The organism is Sphaerisporangium rufum, assembly GCF_016863395.1.
Taxonomy (GTDB): domain Bacteria; phylum Actinomycetota; class Actinomycetes; order Streptosporangiales; family Streptosporangiaceae; genus Sphaerisporangium; species Sphaerisporangium rufum.
In genome coordinates this window covers 48,294-60,865 of record NZ_BOOU01000071.1, presented here as the reverse complement: position 1 = coordinate 60,865, position 12,572 = coordinate 48,294, and the positions used below count along the sequence as shown (strand labels likewise).

Annotated in this window: 9 protein-coding genes; 6 read left to right on the top strand and 3 right to left on the bottom strand. The window is 74.0% G+C overall.

Annotated features, from left to right (window positions below):
• The first annotated feature begins 52 nt into the window (after positions 1–52).
• The 4 genes from Sru01_RS26390 to Sru01_RS26375 all read left to right on the top strand — a co-directional run bounded on the left by Sru01_RS26390 (position 53) and on the right by Sru01_RS26375 (position 7,467).
• Complete coding sequence (locus tag Sru01_RS26390) at positions 53–778, top strand: TetR/AcrR family transcriptional regulator (RefSeq protein WP_203990887.1); 726 nt, start codon at positions 53–55, stop codon at positions 776–778.
• Positions 779–991: 213 nt separating this feature from the next.
• Complete coding sequence (locus Sru01_RS26385) at positions 992–3,904, top strand: helix-turn-helix transcriptional regulator (protein WP_203990884.1); 2,913 nt, start codon at positions 992–994, stop codon at positions 3,902–3,904.
• 134 nt (positions 3,905–4,038) lie between these two features.
• Complete coding sequence (locus Sru01_RS26380; RefSeq protein ID WP_239137754.1) at positions 4,039–5,103, top strand: alpha/beta fold hydrolase; 1,065 nt, start codon at positions 4,039–4,041, stop codon at positions 5,101–5,103.
• 3 nt (positions 5,104–5,106) lie between these two features.
• Positions 5,107–7,467: a GMC oxidoreductase gene (locus Sru01_RS26375; protein WP_203990878.1), complete on the top strand. Its 2,361-nt coding sequence runs from the start codon at positions 5,107–5,109 to the stop codon at positions 7,465–7,467.
• 140 nt (positions 7,468–7,607) lie between these two features.
• Here the strand turns inward: Sru01_RS26375 and Sru01_RS26370 are convergent, their stop codons facing one another.
• Positions 7,608–8,222 (bottom strand): DUF4142 domain-containing protein, encoded by a 615-nt coding sequence (locus Sru01_RS26370; protein WP_203990875.1) that lies wholly within the window; start codon positions 8,220–8,222, stop codon positions 7,608–7,610.
• A 188-nt stretch (positions 8,223–8,410) separates the two neighbouring features.
• Here Sru01_RS26370 and Sru01_RS26365 point away from each other — a divergent pair, with 188 nt between their 5' ends.
• Both Sru01_RS26365 and Sru01_RS26360 read left to right on the top strand, forming a co-directional pair.
• The gene (locus Sru01_RS26365; RefSeq protein ID WP_203990872.1) at positions 8,411–8,956 is read left to right on the top strand and encodes a sigma-70 family RNA polymerase sigma factor; all 546 of its coding nucleotides are present in this window, start codon (positions 8,411–8,413) and stop codon (positions 8,954–8,956) included.
• On the top strand, positions 8,953–9,969 hold the full coding sequence (locus Sru01_RS26360; RefSeq protein WP_203990869.1) for an anti-sigma factor family protein: 1,017 nt from the start codon (positions 8,953–8,955) through the stop codon (positions 9,967–9,969). Before Sru01_RS26365 ends, Sru01_RS26360 begins: the two co-directional genes overlap by 4 nt.
• 178 nt (positions 9,970–10,147) lie before the next feature.
• Here the strand turns inward: Sru01_RS26360 and Sru01_RS26355 are convergent, their stop codons facing one another.
• Both Sru01_RS26355 and Sru01_RS26350 read right to left on the bottom strand, forming a co-directional pair.
• The gene (locus Sru01_RS26355; RefSeq protein ID WP_239137753.1) at positions 10,148–11,632 is read right to left on the bottom strand and encodes an NADH-quinone oxidoreductase subunit NuoF family protein; all 1,485 of its coding nucleotides are present in this window, start codon (positions 11,630–11,632) and stop codon (positions 10,148–10,150) included.
• Positions 11,629–12,237, bottom strand: coding sequence for a hypothetical protein (locus Sru01_RS26350; RefSeq protein WP_203990866.1), 609 nt, complete (start codon positions 12,235–12,237; stop codon positions 11,629–11,631). Before Sru01_RS26350 ends, Sru01_RS26355 begins: the two co-directional genes overlap by 4 nt.
• Between the last annotated feature and the right edge of the window lie 335 nt (positions 12,238–12,572).

Genomic DNA, 12,572 nt, shown 5'->3' with positions numbered 1-12,572 from the left:
CTCCGATTTTGCAACGGGTGAAATTAAGGAGCCGATGTCGTAAACTCATGGCATGCCCGACCCCGGCCTTCGCGAGCGCAAGAAGCGGCGCACCCGGCACGCCCTGATCGAGGCGGCGGTGCGGCTGTTCGAGAGCAAGGGCTACGCCGAGACGACGCTGGCCGAGATCGCCGCGGCGGCCGAGGTGTCGACCCGCACCTTCTTCAGCTACTTCGCGGGCAAGGAGGACGTGGTCTTCTTCGACGTCCGCTCCCGCGTCGAGCGGGCGCTGGCGGTGATGGCGACCCGGCGCCCCGGCGAGCCGGTGGCCGACCTGCTGTTGCGGGTCGGCGAGGCGACGCTCGCCCACGCCGGCGACAGCCCGGCGGAGGAGGACACCCGGCTGGCCATGGAGTTGCTGGAGGCGCGCGGCCGGCTGGTGATGTCCGAGCCCGCGCTGCAGGCCCGGCTGGTCCAGGTGATGTTCGGCGTCCAGCACGAGCTGGCCGCCGCCCTGCTGCGCGCCTGCCCCGACGAGCTCGACCACATCGACGCCGCCGCGGCGGTCGGGGCCTTCGTCGGCGCCGCCAAGCTGGCCGCGATGTCGTGCCGCGACCGCGGCGAACCCCCCGAGGCCATGTGGGCGGCGGCCCGCCGGGGGTGCGAGGTGGCCGTGCTCGGCCTGCGCGCCCTGCCCGCCCGCACCCCGGCCGGAACTCCCCCGGCGAGGGCCGCGAACCCCGGCCGCGCCGGGGAAGCGGTCGGTCACAATCCTCGTACAGAGCCGGCACGGAGCTAGCCAGGAGCGGCCGGCGCTGCGTAACTTTGGCGGAACGCGGCCGATCGGGCCGATCGGCTCCCGCCACCGCCCGGTGCCCGGGACGGATCGGCCGCCGGCCGGCGGCGGCCCCGGCGCGTGCACCGCGACTCCTCGCGAGCCGGTGCGGGCCTCGCGGAAACCAGGTTGCGGCGCCGCCGTCCGTGGTGTTCCGTCGCGCTGTGGGGTTACGAGATGAAGAGTCGTGAGACGCTGCGACCCGGGAACGGGGTCACGGCGGCGCCCGGCACCCTGGTCGGCCGCCGGGACGCCCTCGACGCCTTCGCCGCGACGGTGGGCGCCACCCGCGAGCACGGGTTCCGGCTGCTGACGGTGGCCGGCGAGCCCGGGGCGGGCAAGACCCGGCTGCTCGCCGAGCTGGCCACGATCGCCCGCGAGCACGGGCTCACCCCGCTGTGGGGGCGGGCCGCGGAGTTCGAGCAGCTCATGCCGTTCAGCGCGCTGGTCGACGCGCTGGACGACCATCTGGAGGCACGGTGCGACGAGCTGGCCGGGCGGCTGGATCCGGCGCAGGCCCGCCGGCTGGCGACGGTCTTCCCCGCGCTGGCCGCCAAGGCACCCCATCCCGAGCCGGACGCCGGCCCCGGCGACCGGAGCGGGATGGTGCGTTACCGCCTCTACCGGGCGCTGCGCCAGCTCATCGACGAGCTGGCCGCCCCTGGCGGGCTGGCGCTGATCCTCGACGACGTGCACTGGGCCGACGACGGCTCCGCCGAGTTCCTCGACCACCTGGTGCGCCACCCGCCGCGCGGCCCGGTCCTGGTCACCCTGGCCTACCGGCCCGCGCAGGTGACCCCCCGGGTGGCGGCGCTGGCGCACATCGCGGGCGGGTACGGGAACCAGGTCACCGTGGGGCCGCTGGACCTGGCCGAGGTCGAGGCGTTCCTCGGCCCCGGGGTCAACCGGGCCCGGGCCCGCGCGCTGTACGAGGCGAGCGGCGGCAACCCGTTCTACCTGGAGGCCCTGGCCCGGATGAGCCGGCTGGAGGTGGACGACCTGCCGGCGACGGTCCGCGCCGCGCTGCGGGTCGAGCTGGGCGACCTGTCGCCCGCCTCGCTGCTGGTCGCCCAGGCCGCGGCGGTCACCGCCGACGAGTTCGAACCCGCGCTCGCCGCGGTGGCCGCGCAGGTCGAGCCGGCGGCGGCGCTGGATGCGCTCAACGAGCTGGTCGCCCGGGACATCGTCCGCGCGGCGGCGGGCGGACGGTTCCGGTTCCGCCACCCGCTGGTCCGCCAGGCCGTCTACGAGTCGGCGGCGGCGGGCTGGCGGCTCGCCGCGCACGGCCGGCTGGCGGCCCGGCTGGCCGAGCTCGGCGCGCCGGCCACGGTACGGGCCCGGCACTACGAGCGGGCCGGTTCCTTCGGTGACCGGCGGGCGGCGGCCACGCTGGTCGAGGCGGCCCGGGCCGTGGCCCCGCAGGCCCCGGTCACCGCGGCGCACTGGCTGCGCAAGGCGCTGGACCTGATGCCCGACGAGCCGGCCACGCTGGAGGAGCGGCTGGAGCTGCTCATGGAGCTGAGCCGGGCGCAGGGCGTGAGCGGCCGGCTGGTCGAGGGCCGCGACACCGCGCGCGAGCTGCTGCGGCTGCTGCCCCCTGGCGACCACGCCCGCCGGGCGCGGGCCGCGCGCATCTGCGCGCTGATGGAACGCCAGCTCGACCGCCCGCACGAGGCGCGGGCGCTGCTGCTGGACGAGCTGCGCCGGATGCCCGATCCGCGGGCCGCCGAGGCCGTCCCGCTGCGCATGCGGCTGGTCGCCGAGAGCATGATGCGGGTGGACTTCCGCGCCGCGCAGGCCGTGCTCGACCTGATGCCCGACTCCGCCGACGACTGGGAGCCGGGCATCGCGATGGCGGTGGCGGCGCTGCGCCCGATGCCGGCGTACGCGGCCGGACGGGTGGCCGAGGCGCTGCGCAGCGCGGACGCCGCCGACCGGCTGGTCGGCGTGGCGCTGGACGACCATCTGGCCGAGTGGCTGGACGCGGTCGCCTGGCTGTGCTGGGCCGAGACCTACCTTGGGCGCTGCTCGGCGGCGCTGCGGCACTTCGACCGGGCCGAGGCCGTCGCCCGCGCCACCGGGCAGACCTACATCCTCACCAACCTGCTCGCCGGCCGGGCCCGCACTCTGGTCGTGCTGGGCCGGCTGCCCGAGGCGCTGGAGACCGCCGAGGAGTCGGTGGAGGGCGCGCGGCTGCTGAACTCCGGGCAGCAGCTCGTCTTCGCGCTCACCCAGCTGTGCCTGGCCGCGGCGCTGTCGGGGGACTCAGGCGCCGCCGTCAGCGCCGGCGAGGAGGCCGTCCGGGCCGGTGTCGGCGGCGGCGAGGTCTGGGGCACCATGGCGCGCCAGGCGCTGGGGGTGGCGCTGGCCGCGGCGGGCCGCCCGGAGGAGGCGACCGAGCGGCTGCTGGAGGCGTGCGGGGAGGCCGGCGCCGCCACCCCCCGGATGGACCACGGCACCCTGCTGGCCAGCTACGAGCTGCTCGGCGGGGCGGCCGCCGCGCAGGGCCGGCCCGCCGAGGCCGAGGCCTGGGCCGACCGGGTGGCCGCGCTGGCCGACCCGTTGCTGCCGGCGTTCGCCGGCCTGGTGCCGCTGGCCCGCGCGCACGCGCTGCGCGGCGGCGACCCGGGCGCCGCCGCCGCGCTGGCCGAAGAAGCGGCGGGACTGCTGGCCGCCGCCGAGCGCCGGCTGGACGCCGGCCGGGCGCTGCTGGCCGCCGGGCTGGCGCACGGCGAGGCCGGCGACCGCCGGACGGCCCGCGAGCGGCTGCGCGCGGCGGCCGAGCTGTTCCGGGAGTGCGGGGCGCGGGCGCTGGCCGGCCAGGCCGTCCGCGAGCAGCGCCGGCTCGGCGTGCGGGTCGCCCCTGGCCACGGCGGGCCGGCGGCCGGGCCCGGCACCGGTGCCCACGGGCTGACGCCCCGCGAGGAGGAGATCGCCGCGCTGGTCGCCGCCGGGCTGACCAACGGGCAGATCGCCGACCGGCTGTTCCTGAGCGTGCGCACGGTGGAGACCCATCTTTCGCACGTCTTCGCCAAGCTCGGCGTCTCGTCGCGGGTCGCCGCCGCCACCAAGCTGCACCGGCCCGGCTGAGGCCCGCGGGCCGGAGATGTACGGGTTTTCACTGATGCGAACGGGCCCGGTGACTTGGCATTGTTGGGTCGGGGTTCACGAGCACAGGGACGGTCAGCATGGCGCACCGCATACCGCGTTTCACGCTTGAGGGCGTGTCCGGTGCCGAGGTGTCGGTGCATCCTTTCTCGACCGGGGACGAGCTCGGGCTGACGCTGACGCGCTTCCGCGGAGGGGAGTGCGACGACGTCGTCCTGCTGGTCCACGGGCTGACCTCGTCCAGCGACATGTTCGTCATGCCGGAGCACCGCAACCTGGTGACCCACCTGCTGGAGAACGGTTTCGGCGACGTGTGGGCACTCGATTTCCGGATGAGCAACCGGTTCCCGTACAACATGGAGACCCGGCGGCACACCCTGGACGACATCGCCGCCTTCGATCATCCGGCAGCGGTGGGCGAGCTCCGCCGTCACGTTGGGGCACGGCGGATCCACGTCATCGCGCACTGCCTGGGGTCGGTGTCGTTCCAGATGAGCCTGTTCGGCGGAGCGGTCGGCGGCATCACCAGCATGGTGGCCAACAGCGTCGGGCTGACCCCGCGGGTCCACCCGTGGGCCCGGATGAAGCTCGCCGCCGGCCCGGCGCTGCTGGAGCACGTGCTCGGCCTTTCCTACATCGACCCGCGGTTCGCCGGCGCGCCGCCGCTCACCCGCCGGTGGCTGCTGGCGCGGCTGGTCTCCTTCCTGCATCCGGAGTGCCGCGAGCCGGCCTGCCACATGCAGAGCTTCATGTGGGGCAGCGGCCGCCCGGCGATGTACCGCCACCGCAACCTCGCCCCGGACACGCACGTCCACGAACGGCTCGCCGACCTCAACGGCGCCGCGGACGTCGGCTACTACCGGCACGTGGGCCGGATGGTGCGGGCCGGCCGGGCGGTCAAGTGCGACCCGGGCGAGCCGGCGCACGCCGCGCTGCCGGACGACTACCTGGCCGGCGCGGCCGCGGTGCCCACGCCGGTGCTGTTCCTCACCGGTGACCACAACGACGTGTTCACCGACTCCAACATCGTCTGCCACCGGGAGCTGTCCGCCCGCGCCCCCGGCCGGCACGAGCTGCAGATCCTGCCCGGCTACGGGCACATCGACCCGCTCATCGGCCGCAACGCCCACGTGGACGTCTTCCCCCGCATCCTCGACTTCCTCAAGCGCCACTCGGGCTGAGCGATGTCCTCTCATTACAACGCGGTGGTCGTGGGGTCGGGGTTCGGCGGGGCGGTGGCGGCCTACCGGCTGGCGGAGGCCGGGCTGTCGGTCGTCGTGCTGGAGCGCGGCCGGCCCTACCCGCCGGGCACGTTCCCGCGCAGTCCCGCGGAGATGGGCGGCGCGTTCTGGGATCCGCGGGCCGGCCTCTACGGCCTGTACGACGTGTGGAGCTTCGGCGGCTGCGACTCGGTGGTGAGCAGCGGCCTCGGCGGCGGCTCGCTGATCTACGCCAACGTCCTGCTGCGCAAGGACGAGAAGTGGTTCGTGCACGAGGAGCCGCTGCCCCGCGGCGGGTATGAGACGTGGCCGGTGACGCGAGCCGACCTCGACCCGCACTACGACGCCGTGGAGGAGATGATCGGCGCGACGCCGTACCCGCTGGAGCAGCCGGGCTACGACGCCACGCCGAAGACCCGCGCCATGCAGGACGCCGCCGCCGAGCTGGGCCTTGAGTGGGCGCTGCCGCCGCTCGGCGTCAGCTTCGCCCCCTCGCGCGGGGCGGCGCCGGGCATCGGCCTGCCGCTGGCCGCCGCGCCGTACGGCAACCTGCACGGGGTGCCGCGCCGGACCTGCCGGCTGTGCGGGGAGTGCGACGTGGGGTGTAACGACGGCGCCAAGAACAGCCTGGACCACACCTACCTGTCGGCCGCCCGGCACCACGGCGCCGAGCTGCGCACGCTGCACGAGGCGCGGGCGGTCCGGGCCCGGCCGGCCGGCGGGTACGCCGTCGACTACGTCCGCCACGACCCGGCGGGCGGCTCGCACACCATCACCTGCGACCGGCTGGTGCTGGCGGCCGGCACCTACGGCACGACGTACCTGCTGCTGCGCAGCCGGGCCGGGCTGCCGGGGTTGAGCGGCACGCTCGGCAGCCGGTTCTCCGGCAACGGCGACCTGCTGACCTTCCTGCTGCGGGCCAAGGACCGCAGCCGTACCCGCACCATCGACGCCAGCCGCGGCCCGGTGATCACCAGCACCATCCGGCTGGCCGACGACGCCGACGGCACCCGGGAGAGCGGGCGCGGCGCCTACATCCAGGACGGCGGTTACCCCTCGTTCGTCGACTGGCTGGTCGAGGGGGCGGACGTGCGCCACGAGATCGCCCGCGCGGCGCGGTTCATCGCCGAACGGATCCGGGCGCTGGTCACCCACGACACCAACCTGTCGGCGGAGATCGCCGGCCTGGTCGGGGACGGTGACCTGTCCGGCAGCTCGCTGCCGCTGCTCGGCATGGGGCGCGACGTGCCGGACGGGGTGCTGCGGCTGCGCGACGGCCGGCTGGACGTGCAGTGGAACTCGGCGGCCAGCGAGCCGCACTTCGACCGGCTGCGCGCGACCATGCGCCGGGTCTCCGACGTGCTGGGCGCCGAGCACGCCGGGATGCCCGGCTGGCTCGGCAGGCGCGTCATCACGGTGCACCCGCTCGGCGGGGCACCGATGGGACGGCATCCCGGTGAGGGCGTCTGCGACGCCTTCGGCGAGGTGTTCGACCACCCGGGGCTGTACATCGCCGACGGCGCGGCCCTGCCGGGGCCGGTGGGGGCCAACCCGTCGCTGACGATCGCGGCGCTGGCCGACCGGATGTGCACCCGGCTCCTGGAAAGACCGCCGGCCTGGACCCGGCGTGGGGAAGAAGGACGTGTGCGAATGACGGTAGCGGACGGTGAGGTGGGCCTCGGCCCGGCCACGGCGGCGAGCGGCCCGGTGGCGGAGACGCCCGCCGAGCGGACGTCGCTGTCGTTCACCGAGGAGATGGGCGGGTTCGTCGCGCCGGGGGTCACCGATCCGGCCTCCGGCGACATGACCGGCCGGTCGACCGGTGACCGGCTGTCGTTCCGGCTGACCATCGGCATCGCCGATGTGGACCGGTTCCTGGCCGAGCCGGAGCATCCGGCCCGCGCGGAGGGCTGGCTGGAGTCCGCCCTGGCGGGCGGGCGGCGGCCGGTGGAGCGGGGCTGGTTCAACCTGTTCGCGCCGGGCGGCACGCCGGACCGGCGGGAGATGCGCTACCGCTTGTGGTTCACCGACGCGGCGGGCCGGGCCCGCACGCTGTCGGGCTGGAAGGACGTCCACCACGGGCCGCCCACCCGGCTGTGGCTGGACACCTCGACCCTCTTCGTCACGCTACTGGAGGGTCACGTCCCGGACGGCGGGGACGGCGGGGCGACGGTCGTCGGTGCGGGCACGCTGCACATCCGGCCGACGGATCTCGCCGCGACGTTGAAGAGCCTGCGGACCGAGGGCCCGCACGGCGTCGCGGCGGTCGCCCGGTTCGGCAGGTTCTTCGTCGGACAGCTCTGGGACGTCTACGGACCGGGGTGAGGCGGAACCCCGAGGCGGCCGATCGGTGAGAGGGAGGTGGATCCCCCGCCGATCGGCCGCCGGTCCCGGGGCTCCTCGAAGCGGCGCCGGTCGCGGTCGCCGTGGCACTCGTGAAGCGGTGCCCCGCGCGCCTTTCTCCCCTATTTGGAGGGGTTGGGGGAGGGAGGCGGGGGCGTCGGCAGGGCGGCGTAGTCCACCTTGCCGGTGCTCTCCAGCAGGGTCATGTGCTTCATGACCACGTCGACCGCGACCTGCGCGAAGGCGCGGATCTCGTTGTTCTTGGTGCCGGCCCGCACCAGGGACACGGCGGCGAAGACCTTGCCGTGCGCGGCGCGCAGCCGGTCGGCGAAGGTCTTGTCGTAGTCCTCGCCGGTCTTGGTGGACAGCTCGGCCATCCAGCCCTGCTGGTCGGGGTTGGGGACGTTCGGCAGCCCGACGCCGAGCTTGGCGGCCAGGGCCCGTACCTGCTGGTCGAGCTTGATGTGGTCGGCGACCAGCTGGAGGCCGACCTGCTTGACGCGGGCGCTGCCCGCGCGCTGCTGCGCCTGCCGGCCGCTCGGGATCTCCCACAGGCCGGCCTGGCGCACCTTGACCAGGAAGTCCCGGTCGGCGGGGCCGAGCGGGCCGGACGGGGTCTGGGTGAACTGCCCCGCGTCGCCGCTCGCCGAGGTGATGCCGTTCGGGGCGATGGTCAGGACCGCGATCGTGGCGATCACCAGGAAGGCGAGCGCCGCGAGCACTTCGACCAGACGCATCGGCCTGAGTTGGAGGTTCACCGAATGTCCTCTTCCTTCCGTGTCCCGCAGATCCCCAAGGCGCGCTTGTCAGCAGGGAATACGCCGCCGGTGCGGCAGCGGTTCACCGCACCTGTCGATTTTTCGGTTTTTTACGGAAGTTGCGAGATTTGCTCACGTGACTGGTGATCCGCTGCCACCATGTGCCTGTGCAGCGTCATCGCAGCGTCCGGTCCCTACCGGAGGAGACGCACGAGGACTCCGAAGAGCAGCTCGTAGCGACGCTCTACCGCGAGTACGGCGGACCCCTCCTCCGCAATGTGCGCAGACTGACTGGAGGCGACCAGCAATGGGCAGAAGATGTCGTACAGGAGACGGTGTTCCGCGCCTGGCGGAACGCCGCCAAGCTCAACCGGGAGCCCGGCCTGCTGTGGGCGTGGCTGATGACGGTGGCCCGCCGCATCGTCATCGACACCCACCGGCAGCGTTCGGTGCGCCCGCAGGAGGTAGAGCCTGATCGCCTGGACACCGTCGCCATCCCCGACGGCTCGGAGCCGATGCTGTCGAAGATGGTGGTATCGGAGGCTCTGTACCGCCTCTCGGAGGAACACCGGGAGGCGCTCGTGCAGACCTATCTCCACGACCGTACGATCAATGAGGCGGCCGAGGTGCTGGGAGTACCGCCGGGGACGGTCAAGTCCCGGGTGTACTACGCGCTTCGCGCCCTGAAGAAGACGATGAAGGAGAGGGGGTGACCGGTCTGATGGAAGGATCACCCCCTCACGTCGAGGTGGCGGCGTACATCCTCGGTGTCCTCAACAAGGAGGACTCCGAGGCGTTCGACCGCCATCTGCTCGACTGCCCGAGCTGCCAGCGCGAGCTCATCGAGATGTACGAGCTCCCCGACGAGCTGGACCATCTCAAGCGGGGCGCTGCGGGCACGCCGGGTGCGGTGAACGGAACGGCCCGGGACACGAACGGCTACCGGATGGAGGACGGCCTGTTCGCCGGGCTGTCCGACCGCACCCCGCGGCCGCCTTCCCCGGAGACCAACGGCACCCGCCTCGGTGGCGTGAACGGCGCCCACCTGGGGGACGGCGTGGTGCGCGACCTGTGGTCGGGCGAGCCGATCGGGCCGGCCACGACCGGCCCGCGGCACACGACCGGCCCGCGGCGCGCCACCGGCCCGCGGCCGGGCAGCGGCCACCGGGCGGCCTCGACCGGCCGGCGCCGCGCCGAGCCGGCCACCGGGTCGGAGCAGGTGGTGCGGCTGGACATCGACGAGGTAGCGGTGGCCCGCTACCGCCGCCGGCGCGCCGTGCTGCTTTCGGCCGCCGCGGCGGTGGTCATCGGGGTCACCGGAACGGTCACCGCCCAGCTGTGGCCGCGGACGGCCCAGTCCGCGCCGATCGCCCAGCCCCAGCCGCCCGCGCCGGGCGACATGGACGTGTTCCGCAAGGGCGCCGGCCCGGCGACCGGGGTGAGCGGCTCGGTCGGCCTGGTGAACAAGAGCTGGGGAACCGAGGTGTCCTTCCAGCTCAGCGGGGTGCGCGGGCCGGAGCGCTGCAGCCTGATCGCGGTGTCCAAGAACGGCGCCACCGACGTGGTGTCCGGCTGGCAGGTCGCCGCCGGCAAGGGGTACGGCGTGCCCGGCTTCCCCGAGCCGCTGACGCTGACCGGCGGCACGGCGCTGGTGCTCAAGGACATCAAGCGCTTCGAGGTGCGCCGGGACGACGGCGTCCACCTGCTGGACATCCCCGTGGCCTGAGCGGCGGGCGAGGGGGCGCCGGGCGGCGGGACAGGCCGCCTGGCCGGCGGGTGCGCCCTGGCGTGCCCGCACTCCTTCCCGCCATCGGGCGTCACGGGCCCGGCCGCCGTCGCGGCCGGGCCCGTGGCCCGTCCGGGCTCGGCCCCGCTTCCCGGCAGACCCCGCTTCTCGGGCAGGCTCAGCCCCGTTTCTCGGCCGGGGCCGGCGTCAGGCGCAGGGCCAGGGCCGGGCAGATCTCGATCGCCCGCCGGGCCTCCCCCACCAGGTTGTTCGGCACCGAGGCGGTGCTCACCACCGGGTAGCCGTGCTGGTCGAGGGTGATCAGCTCCGGGACGATGACCGAGCAGAGCCCGTGCCCCTCGCAGCGCGACCAGTCCAGGATGAGCTGGGCCTCGGCGGCCCGGGTCGACGCCTCCACCGGCAGCGGCAGGACGCCCTTGGTGGGCAGCCCGCAGGTGCCGTACGCCGCGTGGGTCATGATGTCCTCGGCGAACACGTCGATCGCCGACAGCACGAACTTCGAGGTGCCGTCCGGGTGCGAGCACGCCCCCCGGCCCTTCATCGTCGCCGCGGCCCGCTGCACCGCCTCGATGTGCCCGTTGCCGTCGGCCAGCGCGCCGAACGCCTGGGCGAGGTCGGGCAGCCCCATGTAGCACGGCCCGCACTGGCCGGCGCTCTGGCCGGCCATGTAGCGGGCCACCCGCGCGGTCTCGCCCAGCGGGCACGACTCCCAGCCGAGCGGCACCACGATGCCCGCGCCGAGCGCGCCGCCGAGCGCCTCGAAGCCGGCCCGGGAGACCTCGGCCCGCTCGACCGCCTCGGCGGACATCCACTTGCCGTGGTAACCGCCGAGCAGCACGCCCTGCCCGATGGTCGCCTCGCACAGGTCGAGCACCTCGCGCAGCCGCACGCCGGTGGGCGTCTCCACCACGGCGGGCCGCTTGGCCGACCCGGTGACGCTCAGCATCACCGTGCCCGGCTCCGACGGCAGCCCCACCGAGGAGTACATGTCCACGCCGAGCATGGCCATCAGCGCGAGCTGGGAGTAGGTCTCGGCGTTGGACAGCATGGTGGGCATGCCGCCCACGCCGCTGTCGCTGGAGCGGACCTTGCGGCCGGGCGGGATGGGCCGCTCGCCGTTGATGCCGCGCACCAGGGCGCCGCCCTCACCGGAGATGAACCGGTCGGGCATCCGGACCACCCGCACGAAGTCGGTCATGCCGCGCTCGTGGATCGCGTTGAGCAGCGAGCGCTCGCCGGGACCGCCGTGCGCGACGCCGACCACGATCTCCCGGGCGTTCAGCGCCCGGGCCACCAGGTCGGCGCCGTCCAGGATCAGGTGCGGCGCCCTGGCGAGGATCATCTTGTCCTTGTGCGCCGCGGGCTCGCCCTCGGTGGCGTTGACCACCACCGTGATGGGCGCGCCGCGGCGGCCGGCCGAGTCGACCACCGCGCGGAGCTTGCGGGCGAACGGGAAGCCCGCGCCGCCGCGTCCGCGCAGGTCGCCGAGCTCGGCCAGCGCGATCAGGTCGTCGATCGGCAGCCGGGGAAGCTGCCCGTGCACCCGGCGGTGGGTGTCGTAGTCCAGCCGCGGGGAGCTGTCCAGGCCCGCCGTGATCCGGCCGGGGCCGATCCGGAAGACCTGCAGCACACCGGCGCTCACCGCCGTACCTCTTTTCGCAACGTGGTCCAGAACTCCTCGTCGAAGACGTCGTCCACCCGGATGGGCTCGGCCTTGCGGCCCAGGTTCACCGCCCGGACGGCCATGCCGGGCGCGCCCTCCTTGGGCGCGACGGTGACGATGAGGCGCATCAGCACGCCGAGGGCCACCACGATCAGCGATGCGATGTAGCTGAGCGTGACCCAGTCGGCGGCGGACCGGCCCGCGGTGAGGCCGTGCACGATGGCCACCGGCCAGGACACGTACGCCGTCACGTGCAGCGCGCGCCACATCCACGGGAACCTGCCGCCGACGAACTTGGCGCGGAAGGCGCCGGTCGCCGCGACCAGGATCATCAGGTCCGCGGCGATCGTGCCGAGGCCCACCGCGAAGCCGGAGCCGGCGAACGGCAGTACGGCGTCCGCGCCGGTCACCCGCTGCCGCATGATCTGCAGCACGACGTGCGTGATGAGGAATCCCACGGCGAAGACCGCCATGGCCCGGTGCAGGGCCTGCATGAAGACGCGGTGGCGTACGGAGAGGATGATGCGATCGGTGGCGGCCAGGCCGATGACCACCACCCCGGTCAGTCCAAGGAGAGCGAACACCCCCGCATAGAAGATCAAAAAGCTTTGTACCGGTATGAGGACCGCCGCTCCGAGGAGAGCGGTCCCGGCGACGAGCGACGTCGTCGTCAGCACTCCGACCACGATCGGTGCACGTGATCGAGAGCGCTTCGGAGCCCGTCGATGTCGCGTTTCTCTCATATCCCGTCCTCCGCCAGATATCGCAGTACCGGGGTGAACCGGTTATCTGCTGCTGGGTGCCTACCGGGATCTATCGGGACATTTGCGCGCGCGATCACACTAGCGCCTCGTCGGCCTCTCTGGTACCAGAACGTTACAGAAATTCGGATCGGTGGAATTGTGCACCAGCAGTGACA

Coding starts and splice junctions, on each gene's coding strand:
- Sru01_RS26385 (WP_203990884.1), top strand. CDS start 992: ATGAAGAGTCGTGAGACGCTGCGACCCGGGAACGGGGTCACGGCGGCG.
- Sru01_RS26375 (WP_203990878.1), top strand. CDS start 5,107: ATGTCCTCTCATTACAACGCGGTGGTCGTGGGGTCGGGGTTCGGCGGG.
- Sru01_RS26370 (WP_203990875.1), bottom strand. CDS start 8,222: ATGCGTCTGGTCGAAGTGCTCGCGGCGCTCGCCTTCCTGGTGATCGCC.
- Sru01_RS26390 (WP_203990887.1), top strand. CDS start 53: ATGCCCGACCCCGGCCTTCGCGAGCGCAAGAAGCGGCGCACCCGGCAC.